18 protein-coding genes are annotated in these 21,007 nt (G+C 68.6%); 8 read left to right on the forward strand and 10 right to left on the reverse strand.

The window, feature by feature from the left end:
• The first annotated feature begins 10 nt into the window (after window positions 1-10).
• Window positions 11-748 carry a M23 family metallopeptidase gene (locus V7778_RS05085; RefSeq protein WP_335552408.1) on the forward strand — a complete coding sequence of 246 codons (738 nt, stop codon included), beginning with the start codon at window positions 11-13 and terminating at the stop codon, window positions 746-748.
• On the opposite strand, the gene V7778_RS05090 is transcribed toward V7778_RS05085, so the two are convergent.
• From V7778_RS05090 to V7778_RS05110, 5 genes are all read right to left on the reverse strand, one after another.
• A complete protein-coding gene (locus V7778_RS05090) occupies window positions 720-2,579 on the reverse strand; it encodes a M4 family metallopeptidase (protein WP_335552410.1) in 1,860 nt (619 codons plus the stop codon). The genes V7778_RS05085 and V7778_RS05090 overlap by 29 nt on opposite strands.
• 220 nt (window positions 2,580-2,799) lie before the next feature.
• Complete coding sequence (locus V7778_RS05095) at window positions 2,800-3,402, reverse strand: hypothetical protein (RefSeq protein WP_335552412.1); 603 nt, start codon at window positions 3,400-3,402, stop codon at window positions 2,800-2,802.
• 9 nt (window positions 3,403-3,411) lie between these two features.
• Entirely contained in the window at window positions 3,412-4,596 is a 1,185-nt protein-coding gene (locus V7778_RS05100; RefSeq protein ID WP_335552414.1) for a zinc-dependent alcohol dehydrogenase, read from the reverse strand.
• A 179-nt stretch (window positions 4,597-4,775) separates the two neighbouring features.
• Entirely contained in the window at window positions 4,776-5,642 is an 867-nt protein-coding gene (gene ypfJ / locus V7778_RS05105) for a KPN_02809 family neutral zinc metallopeptidase (RefSeq protein ID WP_335552416.1), read from the reverse strand.
• A gap of 21 nt (window positions 5,643-5,663) precedes the next feature.
• Window positions 5,664-5,846 (reverse strand): hypothetical protein, encoded by a 183-nt coding sequence (locus V7778_RS05110; RefSeq protein ID WP_335552419.1) that lies wholly within the window; start codon window positions 5,844-5,846, stop codon window positions 5,664-5,666.
• A gap of 166 nt (window positions 5,847-6,012) precedes the next feature.
• Here V7778_RS05110 and V7778_RS05115 point away from each other — a divergent pair, with 166 nt between their 5' ends.
• Window positions 6,013-6,948, forward strand: coding sequence for a class I SAM-dependent methyltransferase (locus tag V7778_RS05115; protein WP_335552421.1), 936 nt, complete (start codon window positions 6,013-6,015; stop codon window positions 6,946-6,948).
• 130 nt (window positions 6,949-7,078) lie between these two features.
• Here the strand turns inward: V7778_RS05115 and V7778_RS05120 are convergent, their stop codons facing one another.
• Window positions 7,079-9,235 (reverse strand): TonB-dependent receptor, encoded by a 2,157-nt coding sequence (locus tag V7778_RS05120; RefSeq protein WP_335552423.1) that lies wholly within the window; start codon window positions 9,233-9,235, stop codon window positions 7,079-7,081.
• A gap of 106 nt (window positions 9,236-9,341) precedes the next feature.
• On the opposite strand from V7778_RS05120, the gene V7778_RS05125 reads away from it, so the two are divergent.
• The gene (locus tag V7778_RS05125) at window positions 9,342-10,553 is read left to right on the forward strand and encodes a PepSY-associated TM helix domain-containing protein (RefSeq protein WP_335552425.1); all 1,212 of its coding nucleotides are present in this window, start codon (window positions 9,342-9,344) and stop codon (window positions 10,551-10,553) included.
• A 244-nt stretch (window positions 10,554-10,797) separates the two neighbouring features.
• Here V7778_RS05125 and V7778_RS05130 read toward each other — a convergent pair whose 3' ends face one another.
• Together V7778_RS05130 and V7778_RS05135 are read right to left on the reverse strand one after the other, a co-directional pair.
• Complete coding sequence (locus V7778_RS05130) at window positions 10,798-11,682, reverse strand: cupin-like domain-containing protein (RefSeq protein ID WP_335552427.1); 885 nt, start codon at window positions 11,680-11,682, stop codon at window positions 10,798-10,800.
• A 70-nt stretch (window positions 11,683-11,752) separates the two neighbouring features.
• Window positions 11,753-12,970, reverse strand: coding sequence for an MFS transporter (locus tag V7778_RS05135; RefSeq protein WP_335552429.1), 1,218 nt, complete (start codon window positions 12,968-12,970; stop codon window positions 11,753-11,755).
• 86 nt (window positions 12,971-13,056) lie between these two features.
• Here V7778_RS05135 and V7778_RS05140 point away from each other — a divergent pair, with 86 nt between their 5' ends.
• Together V7778_RS05140 and V7778_RS05145 are read left to right on the forward strand one after the other, a co-directional pair.
• The gene (locus tag V7778_RS05140; protein ID WP_335552431.1) at window positions 13,057-13,848 is read left to right on the forward strand and encodes an AraC family transcriptional regulator; all 792 of its coding nucleotides are present in this window, start codon (window positions 13,057-13,059) and stop codon (window positions 13,846-13,848) included.
• Between the two features lie 52 nt (window positions 13,849-13,900).
• Window positions 13,901-14,692: a 3-keto-disaccharide hydrolase gene (locus V7778_RS05145; RefSeq protein WP_335552434.1), complete on the forward strand. Its 792-nt coding sequence runs from the start codon at window positions 13,901-13,903 to the stop codon at window positions 14,690-14,692.
• Here the strand turns inward: V7778_RS05145 and V7778_RS05150 are convergent.
• A complete protein-coding gene (locus V7778_RS05150; RefSeq protein ID WP_335552436.1) occupies window positions 14,676-15,647 on the reverse strand; it encodes a LysR family transcriptional regulator in 972 nt (323 codons plus the stop codon). The genes V7778_RS05145 and V7778_RS05150 overlap by 17 nt on opposite strands.
• A gap of 108 nt (window positions 15,648-15,755) precedes the next feature.
• On the opposite strand from V7778_RS05150, the gene V7778_RS05155 reads away from it, so the two are divergent.
• The 3 genes from V7778_RS05155 to V7778_RS05165 all read left to right on the forward strand — a co-directional run bounded on the left by V7778_RS05155 (window position 15,756) and on the right by V7778_RS05165 (window position 19,758).
• Window positions 15,756-16,112 (forward strand): hypothetical protein, encoded by a 357-nt coding sequence (locus tag V7778_RS05155; protein WP_335552438.1) that lies wholly within the window; start codon window positions 15,756-15,758, stop codon window positions 16,110-16,112.
• A 36-nt stretch (window positions 16,113-16,148) separates the two neighbouring features.
• Entirely contained in the window at window positions 16,149-17,456 is a 1,308-nt protein-coding gene (locus tag V7778_RS05160; RefSeq protein WP_335552440.1) for an NAD(P)/FAD-dependent oxidoreductase, read from the forward strand.
• 121 nt (window positions 17,457-17,577) lie between these two features.
• Window positions 17,578-19,758 (forward strand): putative bifunctional diguanylate cyclase/phosphodiesterase, encoded by a 2,181-nt coding sequence (locus V7778_RS05165; RefSeq protein ID WP_335552442.1) that lies wholly within the window; start codon window positions 17,578-17,580, stop codon window positions 19,756-19,758.
• Here V7778_RS05165 and V7778_RS05170 read toward each other — a convergent pair.
• Window positions 19,755-20,921: a 4-hydroxybenzoate 3-monooxygenase gene (locus tag V7778_RS05170; protein WP_335552444.1), complete on the reverse strand. Its 1,167-nt coding sequence runs from the start codon at window positions 20,919-20,921 to the stop codon at window positions 19,755-19,757. The two genes, V7778_RS05165 and V7778_RS05170, sit on opposite strands and share 4 nt — an antisense overlap.
• Window positions 20,922-21,007 lie beyond the last annotated feature (86 nt).

Here is a 21,007-nt window from a genome sequence, read left to right on the forward strand (position 1 = left end):
GGAGGACGTGATGAAATGGCTGATGACCTTCCTGGCCGGCGCGCTGGTCGGCGCCGGGGTGCTGTTCGTGTTCCTGAACGAAGTGCCTGACGAGCCGGCGCCCGTGGCGGCGGCCGCCCCGCCGCCGCCCGCCCCGGCGCAGGCACCGACACCTGCGCAGGCACCGGCGCAGGCGCCCGGGACAGCGCCGGTCCCGGCCCCCGATAGCCAGGGAGGCTCGGTCGTCCAGACGGACCTGGCCGAGACCGAGCTGCCGATGCGTCCCTCGTCCGGCGCCCTCTCGGCCGCCAATGCCACGCCGGGCGCGCCCTCCGCCATCCCGGCCAAGCTGCTGGTGCCGGTCCAGGGCGTGAAGGCGGCCGACCTGACCGACACCTTCGACCAGCCGCGCGGCAACCAGCGCCATCATGAGGCGCTGGACATCATGGCCGCCAAGGGCACGCCTGTGGTGGCGGCCGGCGACGGCAAGGTCGTCAAGCTATTCACCAGCAAGCCCGGCGGCCTCACCGTCTACCAGTTCGATCCCAACGAACAATACGCCTATTACTACGCCCACCTCGACCGCTATGCGGACGGCCTGAAGGAAGGCATGGTGCTCAAGCGCGGCGACGTGCTGGGCTATGTCGGCGTGACCGGGAACTCGGACCCGAACGCGCCCCACCTGCACTTCGCCGTGGTCGAACTCACGCCCGAGAAGCAGTGGTGGAAAGGAACGCCGCTCAATCCGTTTCCACTGTTGAAGGACTGAGCGCCGTCTCCGAAGCGGCGTCTTCCGGCTCGCCCGCGGTCTCGTCCGCAACCTCGTCCACATCGGCGCCGACATTGATCGCCGCGTAGGCGCGCTGCACGGCCACGGCCTCGCGGCTGCCCCTGCCGTACAGCTCCTCGGCCGACAGGAGCATCTTGGCGCGCGCATCCGCGTAGTTGGTGCTGGACGTGAACTTGGTGGTATTGGCGTGGAACCAGATGCGGAAGGCTTTGTCGGTACCGATGCCGCTCATCGCCGCCGGCTGCTTCACCAGGTACTTGCTGTAGGCGTCGCTGCCTTTATCGGCCTCCGAGCCGCGCGCCAGGAAGTAGAACATGCGGTTGTTCGGGCCGCTGCTGTAGTGGACGTCCAGGCGCCGCAGGCTCGGGCTCCAGGCATCAATGCTGCTGCCATCCCTGCTCGGCTTGATCATGAACCGCAGCGGCGTGCCGTTGCGGCTGATCTCCTTGCCCAGCATCCAGTCGTTGCCTTCGTCGGGAATGACATCGCCCTTGCCTCCGGCGCGCGCATAGGCCTCCACCACCTCGCCCGAGATGTCCGAGCTCGATTCGTTCAGGCCGCCCGATTCGCCGGTATAGACCAGGTTCGAGGTCGCGGCCGTCACGCCATGCCCCATCTCGTGGCCAATCACGTCGATCGAGCCCAGGCTGGTGAAATAGGTGCCGTCGCCGATGAACATGCAGCGGCAGGTGTCGCTGTAGTAGGCGTTGTCGTAGCCGCGGTTGACGTGGGCCGCGATGTAGGTGGCGGTGTCGTGACCGTCCAGCGAGCGCCAGCCCAGCACGTTCTTCAGCGCGTCGTAGGTGTTCATCAGGCCCCACATGGCGTTCACGGCCGCCGTCTGGCCGTTCGGGCCTGTGGTGCTGCCGCCCTCCACGAACTGCTTGCCGTCGCCCCAGGTATTGGTGTCGTTGGTATAGACCTTGCCGGCGCTGCCGCCGTTGTTGGCGTTGGTGATCGCCATCGCGCCGAAGGTCCCGCCCTTGCCGCGCTCCGGGTCGAGCATGCGGTAGGTGCCCTCCGTGAACGTCGTGCTGAGCGGGACTTCGCCGTTGTACTGGCTCTTGCCCACGCCGGTCGCCGTCTGCAGCATGCTCCACTGGTCGATCGGCTGGCCGTCGCGGGCGCTGACCACGGTGTCGTGGTACAGCGGCTGGTCGCCTAGGCGCATGCGGGTGCGCACCAGCCAGGCCAGCTCGTAGCGGTCCACGGTTTCCCGCAGGTCGAGGGCGTTCAGTTCCTCTTCCGCCTTGCCCTGGGCCTCGGGCACGCGCTCGTCGCGCATCACCGGATAGATCAGCAGTTCCGCGCGTGGCGCCACGATGTGGCTGGCGCCGGGCACCAGGTGGGCCAGGGCCGCCGCGATCGCGGCCTTGGCGGCGATGCGCGGCCGGGTGTCGAAGGCGATTGTCCTGGCCCCCGGGCGGTTGGCGGCGCCGCGCCCCAGGTGCAGGCGGCGCGGCGATGCGGTCTCGGTCACCACGCGCTGCTTCTGGTCCAGCACCACCACCGAATCGGAACCGAAGATGCGCAGGCCCTTGTAGGTGTGCGCGGCGCGCACCACCTGGGTGCCCCCGGCGCCGGGATGCTGGCCGAGTACCCGGTAGGAATGGTCCTGGTCCAGCCCCTGGGCGTTGCGCCCGGCGCTCAACTGCCCCAGGACCGAGGCGCGCCCCTTCACGCCCAGGTTCTGGGGCGGGCTCATCATCGGCGCGGCAAGCGCGCCATGGGCGAGCAGGACCGCGGACGCCAGCAAGGCTGCCAGGCGGCGCGGGGTCGACATCGTTTGCGTGGGGGTGTACGGCATCATCTCGTCTCCATCCGGTCAGTCCGGGCCTCGGGCGGCGCGGGTCATCGGCCAGTGTGGACGAGCTTATTGTGGAGAATTTGCTTGGACGCAAAAGAAATGCCGGCGTGGTTCGCGCGCCGGCAAAGGATGTGAAGGCCGGGCGGCCTTCCCGCGGCTTTCGCTACGGACGCTTGTGCCGTGTCAGCGGCAGCAGCTGCGCCTCAGCGGTAGCGGCTGCGCCTCAGCGGTAGCGGCTGCGGCGGTTGAGCAGGTACCAGGCGGTGCCCACGACGGCGGCGCCGATGGCCGCCTTCTTCACCAGCCCGGCCGGGTTGTGCTTCCACTCGGCCCCCAGGCCCATCTCGGCGAACACGTTCGGGACGTGGCCATGGGCCAGGTCCTCGGCAATGCCTTCGACCACGTTGACCCGGTCCGCCAGCAACAGGAGCAGCCAGTGGCGCAGGTCGTTCTCGGTGGACTTGAAGGCGGCGCGCCGGATCATGCCCGACAGCCCGGACGGCGGCTGGACCGTGCCGAACAGCGGGGTGATGCCGGGGCGCTCGGGCGAAACCAGCACCTCGACCCGCTCAGGCTGCTGCTCCGGCACGCCTTCCTCGGCGTCGGTATAGCGCGGCGGGGTGCGTTCCATCGGCACGCCGGGGCGGTTCTTGCGGTCGAGGTCGGCGCCCCAGCCCTGGATGTGCGACAGCTCCTCGGGCGAAGGGCGGCGCGGCACGATGTGGCCCTGCTGCGGATGCGCATGCACATGGCCGTGTTCGTGTTCATGGTGCGTGTGCCCGTCATGGGCGTGCTGGTGCTCGATCAATTCGTTACGTGATTCCATATTCCCTCCTCAATGCAGTGCGCTGGCCGATACCGCGCGCACCTGGTCGGCGTTGGGCGGGATCAGGACGGTCTTGATGCAGTTGTCGAGCTTGCTCGAGAAGATGTGGTAGGCCTCGGCGACCTCCTCCAGCGGCACCCGGTGGGTGATGATTTCCTTCGGGTTCAGGCGGCCCGCGCGGATGTGCTCGATCAGGCGCGGCAGGTGGCGCTTGACGCTGGCCTGGTTCATGCGCAGGGTCAGGCCTTTATTCAGGGCGTTGCCGATCGGGACCGCATTGAAGGTCGGGCCGTAGACGCCGACGATCGAGACGTTGCCGCCCTTGCGCACCGAGTTGATGCACCAGTGCAGTACGGTGGCCGCCCCGGCCTGCATCTTCATCAGGCGCCCGGTCAGGGTCTGGGCGATGCTGCCGGCCGCGTCGCCGCCGACCGCGTCGATGCAGACGTCGGCGCCCATCCAGTCGGTCATCTTCTTGATGTGCAGGGCCATGTCGTCGACTTCGCGGAAGTTCACCACTTCGCATTGGGCGTAGCGCTGCACGAATTCGAGGCGGTATTCGACCTCGTCGACCACGATCACGCGCCCCGCGCCCATCAGCCAGGCCGATTTGGCGGCGAAGATGCCGACCGGCCCGGCGCCGAACACGACCACGGTGTCGCCCTGCTGGATGTCGCCCATCTCGGCCGCCTGGTAGCCGGTCGGCACGGCGTCGGTGAGCAGCACGGCGTCGTCGTCCTCGATGTCGTGCGGGATCACCAGGGGCCCGACGTCGGCCATCGGCACCCGCACCAGTTCGGCCTGGCCGCCGTCGTAGCCGCCCGCCGTGTGCGAATAGCCGTAGATGGCGCCCACCGCGGTGGACTGTGCATTCGTGTTGTGGCAATTGCCGTAGAGCTCGTGCTGGCAGAAGAAGCAGGAACCGCAGAACAGGTTGAAGGGCACCAGGACCTTGTCGCCTACCTTCAGGTTCTGCACGCCGGAGCCGACCTCCTGCACCACGCCGATGAATTCATGGCCGAAGGTATGGCCGACCCGGGTGTCGGGCACCATGCCGTGGTACAGGTGCAAGTCCGAACCGCAGATGCAGGTGCGGGTGACCCGCACGATGGCGTCGCCCGGGTGCTCGATGACCGGTTCGGGCTTGTGGTCGGCGCGGACGCGGTAGGGCCCGCGGTAGTTCATTGCCAGCATAAGTCCTCCTCCTCAGTGGTTTGACAAAGTCCGCCCCGAAGGGCGGACTAATGTGATGACACGTTATGTCAAAATACCAAGCAAGGCGATACGCGCACGGAAACGAACTGCCGATTTCTCCGATTTTTTCCATTTTTGTGTGCGAATGCGTTCACATGCGGAAATATCGGCACATTTATTTACAGTTCGCGCGCATCGAAGGTATTGCAGGACTCGACCTGGCCGCTGTCCAGGCCGCGGCGGAACCAGCGCACGCGCTGGGCCGAGCTGCCGTGGGTGAAGGAGTCGGGCACCACGACGCCGCGCGACTGCTTCTGCAGCGCGTCGTCGCCGATCGCCGAGGCGGCGGCCAGCGCCGCTTCGACGTCGCCCTGCTCCAGGATCTGTTCGCGCTGGTTGGTGCGGTTGGCCCAGACCCCGGCGAAGCAGTCGGCCTGCAGTTCCAGGCGCACCGACAGCGCATTGCCCTCGCTCTCGGACAGCCGCTGCTGGGCGGAATGCACCTTGTCGGACAGGCCGAGCAGGTTCTGCACGTGGTGGCCGACCTCGTGCGCGATCACATACGCTTGCGGAAACTCGCCGGACACCTTGAAGCGCTGCTGCATCAGGCGGAAGAAGCTGAGGTCGATATACACCTTCTGGTCCGGTGGGCAATAGAAGGGGCCGGCGGCGCTCTGGCCGGTGCCGCAGGCGGTGGGAGTGGCGCCTTCGAACAGCACCAGGCGCGGCGGGGTGTACTGGGCGCCCTGCTCGCGGAACAGCGCCGCCCATACGTCTTCGGTGTAGGCCAGGGTGGTGCGGACGAACTGGGTTTCGCGGTCGTTGGCGGGGACGGTCTGGGTTTGCTGCTGGACCGGCGCCGGGCTGCCGCCGCCCAGCAGGGCCAGGATGGTGCCGGGGTCGACCCCGAAGATGGCGCCGCCGATCAGGGCGATCACCAGGGTGCCGATGCCGACGGTCTTGCCGCCGAAACCGCCGAAACCGCCTCCACCGCCGCCGCGGCGGTCCTCCACGTTGTCGCTCTGCCGGTCGCCTTCCCACTTCATCTCGTTCTCCTCGCCTGCGGCCTAGCCTCCGTGCCGCTTCAGGTTGCTCGTATCGGGGCGCTCGCGCGCATCCTTGGTGCGGAGGTCGTCCGCCGGCGCCAGCCCCGCGCGCGCCTCGTCGTGCAGGTGGCGTTCGTGGCGCTCGCGCTCGACCTCGCGGGCGATGCGGCCGCGCGGATTGCTGTCCCGTTCCTTGGTTGCCATTGCTTTCTCCTGCTGATGTGAACGGCTGTGCGCCCCAGTATGGGCACCGGCCGGTACACGGACTGTTCGAACATGCACATAGTGACGCAAAATTCACCCGGGGCCGTGCACGCTTGCGTTGGGCAGCGCACGGTAGCCCGGCGGCGGGCGGGCGAGACTCTCCAGCATGAACCCATCCCAAGCCACCGCCCTGCTCACCCTGGGCCATAGTCTGCGCCAGGCAGGCTACCGTTTCATGACCGTGACGCCCTCCACCCACCGGCGCATCAACGGCCGCCCGGGAAACGAACGCGCGCTCGACCTGCGCGGCATCTTCGGCTGGAGCCGTCCCTTCGAGCCCGGCCTGCTGCCGCCGCGCATGCTGGCGCTGATGCGCGAGGCCGGGATCGTGAAGGAGGAAGGCAGCCTACTGCGCTCGACCCTGCGCCTGTCGACCCTGGGCAGCCTCTTGCTCTACCACTCCGCCTACCCGACCAGCGAGGACGATGCGGTCTTCTTCGGGCCCGACACCTACCGCTTCGTGGGCACCATGGAGCGCGCCTTCGGCTGGCTGGGCGCGGGGCCGGCACGGGCGGTGGAGATCGGCTGCGGGGGCGGCCCGGCGGCGATCACGATCGCGCAGCGCTACCCGCATGCCGAGGTGACCGGGACCGACATCAACGTCAAGGCGCTGGACCTGGCCACCGTCAACGCCCGCCTGGCGGGGCTGGACAACTTCCAGGCCTGCCACAGCGACCTGTATGCGGGGTTGCAGGGGGACTTCGACCTGATCGTCTCGAACCCGCCCTACATCCTGGACGAGGACGAGCGGCCCTACCGCCATGGCGGCGGCGAGCGCGGCGCGGAAATCTCGCGGCGGATCGTGGAGGAAGGCCTGGACCGGCTGCGGCCGGGCGGCAGCCTGATGCTATATACGGGGGTGGCGATCAGCGGGCCGGACGACCATTTCCTGGAGAGCGTGCGGCCGCTGCTCGAAAAGGAGTGCGGCGCCTGGAGCTACGAGGAGCTCGACCCGGACATCTTCGGCGGGCAGCTGGGAGAACCGGGGTACGAGGAGGTGGAGCGGATCGCGGCGGTGTGGCTGCACGCGGTCAAGCGCTAGGGTTGGCGGCTTCGCCGCCGACGCGGCGACGAGCAGCCAACATCCATTCCTAGGTGGACGGGTCCCCCGTCCACGCGGCGATAGCTGGCGGCCAGATCGTCGAGCCCGATCCCGAAGCCGCCTGTGAGGATCAGAAGTCCTGCGTCCAGCTCACCGCCAGCGTCCGCCCGCGGCCCGCATAGGTACCCGCCGCATCCAGCGCCGCCGCCGACTGCGAGTAGTAGCCGACGTACTGCTTGTCGAACAGGTTCTCGATGCTCACGCCCACCCTGCCGTAGCGGGTCTGGAAGGTGGTCGCGGCGTCGACCAGGGTATAGCCCTGGAAGTGCTCTTCCAGGTTGCTGGTGCCCACGCGGCGGCCGATGTTGATGTCGCGGTCGCGCAGGTGGGTGGCCTGCAGGCGCAGCTGGGCCTTCGGCAGGAAGCTCCAGTTACCGCCCAGCACCGCCTTGTTCGGTCCCTGCGAGCGCGCGCCCAGGTCGAGATCGAGCGGGGCGCCCTGGGTGGCGGCGGTCTTGCCGTCGGTGGTGGCATAGGTGCCGAACAGCGACAGCCCTTTTACAGGCTTCCACTCCGCATTGGCTTCCCAGCCCTTGACCGTGGTCGGCACGCGCTCGACCAGGCCGACGCCGGCCGAGGTAATGCGGATGACGCTGCCCAGCTTCGAACGCGAATCGTAGCGCGAGATGCCGAACTGGCCTTTCGCGCCGCGCCAGTTGATGCCGACTTCCTTGTTGCGGGTGACGATAGGCTGCAGGCTGATCAGGTTGGCGACCGACTGGTTCGGCACGCTCACGCCGCGCAGCACCAGGCCCGCGTCCGGCAGGCCGAAGCCTTCCGACACCGCGGCGAAGGCCGACCACTGCGGCATGAAGCGCCACACCGCGCCCAGGTTCTTGACCGACTTCGAGAACTCGGCCGCACCGCCCTGCACCACCCGGCTGCCATAGGCGGCCAGGGTGGTGTAGGTGTCGACGTCGAGCTTGGCGTCCTCGTGGCGCACGCCGCCGCGTACGGTCACGTCGCCGATCTCGTATTCGAGCTGGGCGAAGGGCGCCAGCGAGCGGAACTTCAGTTCCGGCACCCACACGCGCTGGGTGCCCGCCAGGCGCTGCTGGGTATGGTCCTTCAGCCAGTCCAGCCCCGCGGTCAGTTCCAGACCCTCGACCAGGGTGTCCGGACGCACATAGGTGATGCGCGAGCCGATCTTGTCGGCCACCACTTCGGACTGGTCGTAGAGGGTGCCGCGCGGCGCGATGCTCACGTCCTGGAAGGTCGCGGTGTTGGTGGCGCCGTACAGCGATTCGAAGTCGTGCTTGAACACCTGCGCGGTCAGGGAGCCGCCGGCCAGTTCCGCATGGCGGTAGTCGAGGCTGGCGCTGCGCACGCGGTTGCGCGGGCTCATGCCTTCCGGCGCGCCCGGGATCGAGCTGGTCGGGATGCCTTCCGCCACCACGCCCGGATCGTTGCGGTAGTCCCCGTCGCCGCTCATGTCGAAGCGGTTGAGCGAAAGCTGCAGGCGCTGGGCGCCGAAGCGCTTGCCGATCTTGAGGAACACATCGTTGCCGTGGGAATCCAGGGTGTCGCCCTGCACGTTGTCGATGCCCAGGCGGCGGCCCTGGCCGTCGTAGCCCATGCCGCGCCGTTGCACACTGGCGTAGCCCAGCAGGTCGAAGGCTTCCGATTTGTGGTTCACCGTCAAGCCGGTCTTCCAGTCCAGGTTATCCGAGCGGAACTGGGTGGCGAAGCGGGTGTTGACACTATAGGTGGTGCCCTCCTTGCGCGGGGTCTTGGTGATGTAGTTGATGATGCCGCCGGTGGCGCCCATGCCCTGCATGGCCGAGGCGCCGTTGATGACTTCGATGCGCTCGATGATGGCGCTGTCGGCAAAATAGCCTTCGCGCATGCCGGCGCGCAGCGGGTTCGATTGCGGGATACCGTCGAACAGGATCAGCGGCTGGCGGCCGCGCAGCGATTCGCCGGTCGAGGTCATCTTCTGGCGGCTTGGCGCATAGCCCGGCACATAGGTCGACAGCGCCTGCGAGGGATCGTCGGCGATCAGGTACTGGGTCGCCAGCTCCTGCTGGGTGATCACGGCCACGGCGCCCGGGATCTTGTCCACGGCCTTGGCGGTGCGGGTGGCAGTGACCACGACCGAAGCCATGTCTTCTTCCTGGGCCTGCAGAAGCTCCTGGGACTGCTGGACCTGCTGGGCCAGCGCGACGGGCATCGCCATCAGGGCGCACGCGGTGGCAACCGCAAGAGAAACCGGCTTCATCGAACTCATTCTGTCTTCCTGCTTTTCTTAAAAGAAATACGAGGCCAAATGATAATGATTCTCATGTGTTTATGCAAGGTAGGAATCATTCTCATTTGCGTTTATCATGGCGGGTATGAAAAATCTCATCCGTACCGTCCACCTGTGGGCCGGCCTGATTTTTGGCGCCATCCTCGTCCTGCAGGGGCTGACCGGCTCCCTCCTCAGCTGGCGGCACGAGCTCGACGCCTGGCTCAATCCGGGACTGCTGCAGGTGGCGCCGCCGGCCGGCAAGCAGGCCGGGCAGCCGGCCTACAGCGAGCCGAGCCTGGCGGCGGCGGTCGTCGATCGCCTGGTCGACGACCCGGCCTACGGACGTCCGGACACCTTGTTCCTGCCGGAGGTGCACGGCGACGTATTCGTGGCGTGGTACCGCACGGCCAAGCCGGCCTCGAGCTGGGAGCAGGCCGTCGTGCGGCAGGTGATGGTCGACCCGGCCAGCCTGAAGGTGCTGGGCGAGCGCAACTGGGGCGAGGCCGGCTTGTCGCGCCCGCTCCTGATGCCGACCCTGTTCCACCTGCACCGCTACCTGATGTCGGGCGACGCGGGCAAGCTGGTGATCGCGGTGCAGGGCGTGGCCTTGTTCCTGCTGACCCTGACGGGCATCGTGGTGTGGTGGCCCAAGCTCACCCTGTCCGCGTTCTGGAACGCGATCACCGTGCGCCACGGCGGCAACTGGCCCAAGTTCAGCTTCCAGCTGCACCGCGCGGCGGGCTTTTATACGGCGCCGGTGCTGCTGGTGCTGGCCGTAACCGGGGTCTACTTCAACATGCCGGACTGGGTGACGCCGGCGATCCGGGCGGTGGCGCCGCTCACCCCGAATGCGAAAGTGGCGAACGCCAGCGACGCGTCGGCGCCGCGCATCGGCATCGCCGCGGCGATGACGGCGGCGCAAACGCGCTTTCCCGAGGGGCGCATCTCGCGCGTGAGCATTCCGGCCAAGGCGGAGCAGCCCTTCGAAGTGCGGGTGCGCCAGCCCGGCGAGCTGCGCCAGGGTTCCGGCGCCACCCGCGTCAGCGTCGACGCGGGCAACGGCGCGCTGCTGCGCGTGCTGGACCCGCTCGCCGCGCGCGGCGGCGACTGGGTGGTCAGCACCATGTTCCCCCTGCATACCGGAGAGATCTTCGGCCTGGCCGGGCGCATCCTGATCAGCGTCGTCGGCCTGACGCCGCTGGCCTTTTTCATTACCGGACTGGTCATCTGGCTCAAGTTCCGCCGCAAGCCGGCCAAGCGCAAGGCGCCTGCACCGGCGCCTGCACCGGCCAGGGTCGCGGCCGGCGTCGACTAAGCGCGCCGCATTCCCGCCACAGCCAGCGCAGCGACTCCCCCGACATCGCGCCGCCGTGCCTGAGCGAGTGGCCGCCCTCATCGACCACCAGCCGGTGTTCGATGCCGCGGTAGGCCAGGGCCGCGGCCAGCTCGCGGTTGGCCAGCAGCCAGTTGCCGAACAGGATGTCGAGGTCGTGCACGTCACCCGGCGCGAGGCTGCCGAAACGAGTGAAGCCCAGCCGCCCGTGGCGGCCGGCGAAGGATTACCGCTTCAGCGATTCTCCATCGACCAGTGCCATCGGCAGGGCCCGCGACCAGCGGTTGGACGACAGCGAAAAACTCAGCGAACGCACCTGGTGATACCAGCCGGCCGGCACGTACAGCATGTCGCCCGGCTGCACCACCAGCTCGACCAGCGCCGCCTGGCGCGCCAGCGGAAAACGGTCGAAATCCGGCGCTTCCGGGTCGAACGGAGATCCGAACAGCAGCGCATTGGCTTCGCGCGGGTACAGGAATTCGTCGTGGTGGGGCGGCGCCAGGAAGATCCGCTTCGATCCCCAGACCTGGGCGAACAGGTTGTCGTCGTAGTCGGCGTGCAGGGGCGTCACCGTTCCCGCCGGTCCCATCCAGAAGCGCGGCGGTCCTGGCCTGGTGAAATACGCGGGCCAGTGGCAGAAGCGGTTCAGTTCGCGCAGCTCCAGGTTGCCCAGGTAGGGAGGCAAGCCTTCCGTGCCCTGCGCCGCCAGGTCCAGGTAGGCCAGCATCGACATGTCCCGCATCGCGCGGTCGGGTGCGAAGGCCGTATTGACGTAGTCGCCGACACGGGCGCGCACCGGCAGCGCGGCGAAGCGCTCGCGCAGGGTCTCGGGCGTCATGGCGCACAAGGGCCAGCGGCCGGCGACGCCGTCGACCAGGAAAGGCAGGCCGCGCGCGGCCTGCTCCCGGAAAACGGCCGCCGTCGGCGCCTTCAGGCGCGCCAGTGCGCTCACCGCCGGCAGCTCTCCAGCCGTATCCTTGATCGCCTGGCGCATCGCCTCGATCGAGCTGACGCCGCGCACCTGGGCATCGCGCTGCGCGCGGGCCAGCCTGGCGGCCTCGGAGGCCGCCGGCAGCGGCGGCAGCCTGGTCTTGTCGGGCACACCCGCCATCTTGTCGTCCTGGTCTGAAAATCAACGTGGGGCGACAGGATAGCGCATGCGCCGCGAACTTGCTATTCCCTCAGGCTGGCGCCAGCTGGCGCGCGCGGGTGCTGCCGCCGACGCCGACCGCGGTGGCGATCGCCAGCGCCTGGAACAAGGCCACGCCCGCGAACACCCAGCCCGGGCGGCCGGCGTCCATCACCAGGCCGAACAGCAGCGGGCCGATCGCCAGGCCGCTGTCCAGGCCCGAATACACCACGCCGTAGACGCGGCCGGTGGCGCCCTTGGGGGCGGCGGCGCGGATCATCAGGTCGCGCGAGGGACCGGCCACGCCCGAGCACAGGCCGATCAGGCCCATCAGCGGCAGCGCCATCCAGGACGGTCCGGCGCCGGCCGCCAGCACCAGGGCCAGCGCGGCCGCGGCGGCAAAGGCCAGGGCCACGGTGCGGTCATGATGCTTGACGCCCGCGCCCAGGAAGCCGCCGGCCAGCATGCCCACCGCCGAGGCCAGCATGTAGGCGGTGTAGGAACTGGTGGCCAGCTCGCGCGAAATACCGTACAAGCTCTCGAGGCTGATCGAGGCGAAGCTCTGGATGCCGCCCAGCGCCACCGCCGTCAGCAGGAAAAAGCCGAAGCACATCCACACCGAACGCAGTTTCAGGAAGTCCAGCGTGCCGTCCTGGCCCGCCTCCGCCCTGCCCCTTGGCGCGATCGGGTCGGGACGCAGCGCATGGCGGTTCAGCACCAGGGCAGCCAGCACGCTGGCCGGCAGCGCCGCGGCCCACAGCAGCGCCGCGCGCCAGCCCTGGGTGGCGGCGATCGAGGTCAGGAAAATGGGCGCGGCGGCCCAGCCGATATTGCCGCTGATGCCATGCACCGAAAAGCCGTGGGCCAGGCGGGCGCGCGAGACGCGCTGGTTCAGCAGGGTGTAGTCGGCCGGGTGGAACACGGCGTTGCCCATGCCCGCCATCAGGGCGCCCAGCACCAGGCCGGCATAGCTGGCGGCGCTCGACAGCACCAGCGCCGACAGGCCCAGCATCGCGATGCCCGAGAACAGCACGGCGCGCGCACCCACGCGGTCGACCACGAAGCCGGCCATCGCCTGCCCCACGCCGGACACCACGAAGAACACCGACATCAGCAGGCCCAGTTCGGTGTAGCTGAGCTGGAAGGCCGGCTTGAGCCAGGGGATGAGCGCGGCCAGGATCAGGTGGTAGAAGTGCGAAGTGCCGTGGGCCAGGCCCACCAGGCCGATCACGCGTGCATCCTGGCGCAGGGTATTGTCGTCCGAGTTCATACAGAGCCTTTATCGAAAAGACCAGTGTATGCAAAAGCGGAGCGTCCGATTTAAGATAACGTGCCAAGATTTGTCGAGAAACCGCCATGCACAGCTACCCGCCCACCCCCGGCCCGGGGCCGACACCGGAATGCCCGGTCGGCCTGTCGGCGCGCGACCTGCCGGCCGACGCCAACGTCGGCGCCCACAGCCACGACTGGGGCCAGCTGACCTATGCCGCCAACGGCATGATGCGGGTGAGTGCGGAAGGCAGCAGCTGGATCGTGCCGCCCCAGCGTGCGATCTGGATCGCGCCCCAGGTCGAGCACGAGGTGACGATGCTGGAGGCGGCGCGCCTGAGCCCCTTGCGCGTGCACGCCTCGCGCGACCCCTTCCCCGGAGAATCCTGCCGCGTGGTGGAGGTGAGCAGCCTGCTGCGCGAGCTGATCGCGGCCCTGATCGCGGGCGCGGACGTCCAGCCGCCGCCGGCCCGCCGCACCGCCCTGCTGGGGGAGCTGATCCTGGACGAGCTGGCGCGCGCCCCCTCGCGCCCGATCCGCGTGCCCCTGCCGCGCGACAAGCGCCTGAAGGCCCTGTGCGCGGCGCTGATCGCCGCGCCCGACGACACCCAGACCCTGGCCCAATGGGCCCAGGCCAGCGGCGCCTCCGAGCGCACCCTGGCGCGCCTGTTCGACAAGGAGCTGGGCATGAGCTTCGGCCAGTGGCGCCAGCAGGTGCGCCTGGCCCATGGCGCCTCGCTGATCGCGCGCGGCGTACCCCTGTGGCAGGTGGCCGAGCAGCTCGGCTATGCGAGCCAGTCGGCCTTCACGGCCATGTTCCGCAAGAGCTTCGGCAGCACGCCTTCCGCCTTCTTCGCGGACGAGCAGCGCCGCAACTAAGCCGGGCGCATCTTCCTCTAGAATGCCGTTTGCCCCAATTAAAGGAGACACGATGAACGCAAGAACGCGCGCAGCAGTCATGAGCGGCCTGATGATGCTGGCCTGGACGGCGCACGCCGCCCCGCAGGCCGCTACTCAGACCGCTACCCAGGCAAAGCCCGAGGATACCGAGGTGTGGAAGCCCGAGCCCAGGCGCGTAACGCCAGCCTTGCCCACGCGCGCACCCTCGGACGCCATCGTGCTCTTCGACGGCAAGGGCCTGGGCGAGTGGGTATCGGCCGCCGCGCCGGACAAGCCGGCCGCCTGGACGGTGGCGGATGGCGCCTTCAGCGTGCGCGCCGGCAGCGGCGACATCGAGACCCGGCGCGCCTTCCTCGACTACCAGCTGCACCTGGAATGGCGTGCGCCGTCCACCCTGAGAGGCCGCGGCCAGGAGCGTGGCAACAGCGGCGTGTTCCTGGCCTCGACGGGCATGGGCACGGGCTACGAGATCCAGGTGCTGGACTGCGCCGAACACACCAGCACCTATGCCAACGGCCAGGCCGCCAGCCTGTACAAGCAGCACATCCCGCTGGTGAACGCCTGCGCCGCGCCCGGCGAATGGCAGGCCTACGACATCATCTGGACCGCGCCGCGCTTCAAGGCCGACGGCTCGCTGCAGTCGCCCGCCTACGTCACGGCCCTGCACAACGGCGTGCTGGTGCAGCACCATGTGGCCTTGCGCGGCGAGACCATGTACATCGGCCTACCTTCCTACCGCAAACATGGCCCGGCCCCGATCAGGCTGCAGGACCACGGCGACCCGGTAAGCTTCCGGAATATCTGGGTCAGGCCTTTGAACTGAGGCCTGTTGCGCGGCGCCTGGCGCCGCCCGGCCGCCGCTCGCGTTCCAGCTCGTCGTGGATGACCTGCTGCCCGTGTTCGACGATGAACTCGTGGAAGGCGGCGGCCACCGTCGGAATCGCGTGGCCGGCCTTGTGCATCACGTGCCAGTCGGCCGACACCGGCGTGCCGGCCACGTCGAGCGGCATCAGTAGGCGGCTGCGCACCTCCAGCGTGCAGGCGTGCACCGACAGGAAGCCCACGCCCAGCCCGGCCGCCGTCATCTGCTTGATCGCCTCGTTGCTCGATAGCTCGGACCCGATCGACAGCGGCGCGCCCGCGTCCTGGTACAGCTTTTCCACCGCCGCGCGCGTGCCCGAACCGCGCTCGCGCACCAGCAGGTTGTGCTCGGCCAGCTCGGGCAGCGCGATCGCGCGCGCCTTCAGCAAGGGGTGGCCAGGGGCCGCATAGAAGGCCATCGGGTGGCGCGCGAAGCGGCTGGCGCTGGTGGGGAACTCGCGCGGCGGCGTGCCCATGATGGCCAGGTCGATCTCGTCGCGGCTCAGCATCCCGATCACTTCCGGACGCGAGCCCACCTGCAGCCGGATGCGCACGTGCGGGCGGCCGGTGGTGAAGCGCACCAGCATCGCCGGCAGCAGGTGCTCCGCCGTCATCACCGCCCCGATCCGCAGGGTACCGCTGGTGACGCCCTTGAAGGCGGCGATCTCGTCGCCCGCTTCCTCCCACAGCTTCAGGATGCGCTCCGCATACCCGACCAGCAGCTCCCCCGCCGAGGTCATCTGGATGTTGCGCCCCTGCCTGCGCGTGAGCGGCGTGCCGGCCGCTTCCTCCAGCAGTTTCAGGTGCAGCGACACGGCCGGCTGGGTCACGTGCATGGCCTCGGCCGCGCGCGACACACTCTGGTGGCGCGCCACCTGGACCAGGGCCTGCAGCTGCTTGAAACTGGCTGGATACATATAAGCTTTCCCTTATCGGTTTTCCTGAATTTCTGATTTTTATTTTAACTCGCGCAGCCGTATAGTGAAACCGTCAACACCACACCACTGCCCGGAAAGGGGAAACACATGCCAGCACAAGCGATCATCTTCGACCTGTCGGCCTTTGCCACGGAAGACGCGGCGCCACTGGAAGCCGGCAAGCTCCTCGACGAAGCGATCCACCAGGGACGCCACTGCGCCCTGGTCACCGAGCTGCCGCACCAGGAGGCCGGCCAGCGCCTGCGCGAGCGCTTCGGCGACACCGCCCACCACATCTTTTCCGTCGTGCTGACCGGCGCGAACTACGCCGCGCGCGGCCACAAGGCGCCCTACTCCGTCGTGCTGCGCGCGCTCGAACTGGCGCCGGACCAAGCGGTGGTGGTCGCCGCCTCGCAGCCGGCGCTGCAGGCAGCACGCCGCGAGCGCCTGCGCATCCGCGCCTAGCACCGGCAAGCATTCGTTCATTTCGAGGAGGACAGCATGGAAACAGTCGTGATTGCAGGCGGTGGGGTGGCGGGACTCGACCTGGCCACCCGTCTTGGCCGGACACGCGGCGCGGCGCGCCGCGTCATCCTCGTCGACAGCGCCCCCACCCATTTCTGGAAGCCGCTGCTGCACTCGGTTGCGGCCGGCCTGATCGACCCCGCGCACTACCACATCGACTATGCCCGCCAGGCGATGGAAAGCGGCTTCGAATTCGTGTGCGGCGAGATCGTCGGCATCGATCGCGCCTCCCGTAGCCTGCAGGTGCGCTTGCGCCGCCCGCGCGAGGACGATGGGGTCGCCACGGTGCACTACGACCGGCTGGTGCTGTCCTTCGGTTCGGTCACCAACTTCTTCGGCGTGCCCGGCGCCCGGCAGCACTGCCTGTCGCTGGACAGCGTGGGCCAGGCCGAAGCCTTCCGGCAGCGCTTCCTGAACGCCTGCGCGGCCACCGGGGCGCGGCGCGACGCCTTCCATGACGCCGGCCTGCGCGATACCAATGCGCCGCTGGTCGACATCGTGATCGTCGGCGCCGGCCCGACCGGCATCGAACTGGCGGCCGACCTGCGCCACACGGTCGACACCCTGGTGAAATACCGCCTCAGCGGGCTGGGCGCCTCGCGCCAGGTGCGCATCCGCCTGCTGGAGCGCGGGCAGCGCCTGCTCCCCGGCCTGGACCCCGCCGTCTCGGCGCTGGCGGTGCGCAAGCTCAGGGGACTGGGCATCGAGCTCTGCACCCGCGCCGCCGTCTCGGAAGTCGGCCCGCACGAGGTGCGCACCGAGGACGGCCGGGTGTTCCCGGCGGCGCTCACCGTGTGGGCGGCCGGCGTGCGCGGCCCCCAGCTCGCCATTGCGCCGGCCCTGGGCGCCAACCGCAACGGGCAGATCCTGGTCGACGAGCAGTTGCAGACCGTGGACGACCCGCGCGTGTATGCGATGGGCGACTGCAGCTCGCTGGTGCAGCCGGACCGCAGCCAGATGATTCCGCCGACTGCCCAGGCGGCGCGCCAGCAGTCGGCCTTCCTGGCCGGGCTGCTGACCCGGCGACCCGGCGCCGCGCCGCCCCGCTTCGCTTACCGCGACTACGGCACCCTGGTCACCCTGGGACGCTCGGGCACCGTCGGGATCCTGCTGCGCGCGGTCGGCAAGCGCAACCTGCGGGTGCGCGGCGCCATCGCCAGCCTCATGTACCGCATGACCTACGAGCGCTACGTGATGTCGCATGTCGGCCTGCCGCGCATGCTGGGCCACATGGTGGCGCGCTGGTGCCGCTCGAAGATGCTGATGCCCGTCAAGTGGCATTGAGGATTCATTACTCAAAAGCAATCATACAAGGCCCGGTTGACGGATTGGCTAGAATGAAGTGCGCCTGGCCAGGGCAGCATCATGCCTGCCATGGCGCACCTGTCAACTTCATCGGCCGACCATGTCATTCGACGATCCGAACGAAGCAAGCCGCCTGAGGGCGCTGCACAGCTACGACATCCTCGATACCGGTCCCGAGGAATGCTTCGACCGGCTGGCGCGCCTGGCGGCGGCGCTGTGCGGTGCGTCCATGGCCGCGATCTGTTTCCTGGACGCGAAGCGCGAGTGGCGCAAGGCGGCTGTCGGCCTCGCCCTGACCGAGATGGAGCGCGCCGATTCGCTGTGCGCGCGGGTGCTGGCGGATCACGACGGGCTCGTGCTTCCCGACATGAATCTGCCGCGTCCCGGTACGGCGGACGCCGAGACGGACGCATGGCGCTTCTATGCCGCCGCGCCGCTCGTCACGCCCGACGGCTTCGTCCTTGGCGCACTGGCGGTGATGGACCGTGTGCACCGGGCGCCCACGCCGGACCAGCTCGAGGGCCTGCGCACCCTTGCGCAGGCGGTGATGGCGCGGCTCGAACTTGGCCGCTACAGGCGCGACGCCGCCGAGCCGCAGCGCGAGCGCTTCCGCCAGCTGGCCGACGCCATGCCCTACATCGTCTGGTCGGCGACCTCCGACGGCGAGATCGATTTCGCCAACCAGGCTATCCTCGACTACGCGGGCATTCCGGACCTCAGCCGCATCGGCGAGCAATGGATCGAGCTGCTGCACCCGGACGACGTCGAGCGCACCATCGCTACCTGGATGGACTCGGTGCGCTCCGGCGGGGTGTTCTCGGCCGAATACCGCCTGCGCCGCGCCGACCAGACCTACCGCTGGCACCTGGCCAAGGGGATGCCGATCCGCGACGGGAAGGGACACATCGTCAGGTGGTACGGCACCACCACGGACATCCACGACATGAAGCTGGCCTACGAGGAAATCGGCAGGCTGGCTTTCTACGATACCCTGACGCGCCTGCCGAACCGGCAACTGCTCATGGACCGCCTGGCGCATGCCGTGACCCTGCACACGCGGGTCGCGCGCATCGGCGCCGTGCTGCTGCTGGACCTCGACAACTTCAAGGTGATCAACGACACGATCGGCCACGACAATGGCGACCTGCTGCTCGACCTGGTCGCCAAGCGCCTGGTCGCCAGCGTCGCCGCGCGCGATACGGTGGCCCGGCTCGGGGGCGACGAGTTCGTCATCATCCTCGAAGACATCGGCGCCTGCAAGGAGGGGGCCGCGCCGCACGCCAGCGAGGTCGCACGCCGGATACGGGATGCCCTGAGCGGCTCCTTCAACCTCGGCGGCCACGAGCGCCACATCACGCCGAGTATCGGTGTGACCCTGTTCGGCGACGTGGCCTCGACCACCACCGAATTGCTCAAGCGCGCGGACCTGGCGATGTACCAGGCCAAGGCGGCGGGCCGCAACACGGTCCGCTTCTTCGATCCGAAGATCCAGGCGGCGGCGCTTGCGCGCGCCGGGCTCGAAGCCGAACTGCGCCGCGGCCTGCAGCGGGGCGAATTCCTGCTCCACTACCAGCCGCAGCTCGACAGCGAGGGGACGGTCACCGGCGTCGAGGCCCTGGTGCGCTGGCAGAATCCCGAGCGCGGCATGGTGTCGCCGGCCGAATTCATCCCCCTGGCCGAGGACACCGGCCTGATCCTGCCGCTGGGACGCTGGGTACTGGAGGAAGCCTGCGCGCAACTGGTGCGGATGGCGTCCGACCCTGCGACCGCGGACGTGCATGTCGCAATCAATGTCAGCGCGCTGCAGTTCCGCCAGCCGGACTTCGTGGCCGACGTGCTGGCGGTGCTGGCCGAGTCCGGTGCCGCTCCGCAGCGCCTCAAGATCGAGCTGACCGAGTCGATGCTGCTGGAGGACGTCGAGAACGCGATCGGCAAGATCAGGCAGCTGAAAAAGCACGGGGTCTGCTTCTCGCTCGATGATTTCGGCACCGGTTATTCCTCGCTCACCTACCTGAAGCGGCTGCCGCTCGACCAGCTCAAGATCGACCAGTCCTTCGTGCGCAACCTGCTGAGCGACCGGCGCGACCTGGCCATCGTCGACGCCATCATCTCGCTCGGGCGGGCGATGCGGATCGACGTCATCGCCGAAGGCGTCGAGACGCCGGCGCAGCGCGAGCTGCTGGGCCGTTGCGGCTGCAGCGCGTTCCAGGGCTACCTGTTCAGCCGTCCGCTGCCGCGCGACCAGCTGCAGGCATTCCTGCACGGCCAGGCGGCACGCTAGAAGTCGCCGACGTAGTTCTCCGCGAGCGCCGTGCGCAGCGCGCGCGAAGACACCACGTTCTCCAGCTCCGCGCGCTGCATGCGGCGCTCGAAGGGCGAAGCGTCGGCGAAGCTGTGCAGCATGCGCGTCATCCACCAGGAGAAGTACTCGGCGCGCCAGACGCGCTTGAGCGCGTCGCTCGAGTAGCTGTCCAGCAGCTCCCGGCTGCCATCCCTGTAGAAGCCGGCGAGCGCGCGCGACAGGAGCTTCACGTCCGAGATCGCCAGGTTCATGCCCTTGGCGCCGGTTGGCGGCACGATGTGGGCCGCGTCGCCGGCCAGGAACAGGCGGCCGTGGCGCATCGGCGCACACACGAAGCTGCGCATGCCGATGATCCCTTTCTGGAAGATGCGCCCCTCCTTCAGCTTCCAGCCGTCGTTGTGCTCCAGACGCGCGTGCAGCTCGGCCCAGATGCGGTCGTCGGACCAGTTCCCGGTCTTGTCCTGCGGGTCGCACTGGAAGTACAAGCGCTGCACCGTGGGCGAGCGGGTGCTGACCAGGGCGAAGCCGCGCTCGTGCTGGGCGTAGATCAGCTCATCCGAGGATGGCGCCGACTCGACCAGGATGCCGAACCAGCCGAATGGATAGATGCGCTGGAAATCCTCGCGTACGCCTTCCGGGATCATGGGCCGCGACACGCCATGAAAGCCGTCGCAGCCAATCACGAAATCGGCCACGATCCGTCCCGCTTCGCCGGAATGCACGAAGCTGACCGAGGGCTGAGCGCTGTCCACCTCGTGCAGTTTCACCTCGCTGGTCTCGAATAGCAGCTGGCCGCCGGCGGCGAGGCGCGCCGCCACCAGGTCGATGATCACTTCGTGCTGCGGGTAGACGGTGATCGCCTTGCCGGTCAGTTCAGTCAGGTCGACGCGGTGGCGCCGGCCGCCGAAGGCCAGTTCGAAGCCGTGGTGCAGCATGCCTTCCTTGCGCATGCGTTCGCCGACGCCGGCCTCGTTGAGGATGTCCATGCTGCCCTGTTCCAGCACGCCGGCGCGGATGGTGGCCTCGATCTCGGCGCGGCTGCGCGACTCCAGCACGACCGACTCGATGCCGTTCAGGTGCAGCAGATGGGATAGCAGCAGGCCGGCGGGGCCGGCGCCGACGATGGCGACCTGGGTGCGCATGGTGATGTCTCCGATGTGTTTTGAATGACATCATCGTAGTGCCGGCGGACACGGATAAGAATGGATCAATCCCGAAAATACTTGTA

This window comes from Massilia sp. DD77, from assembly GCF_036961685.1.
Taxonomy (GTDB): Bacteria; Pseudomonadota; Gammaproteobacteria; order Burkholderiales; family Burkholderiaceae_D; genus Telluria.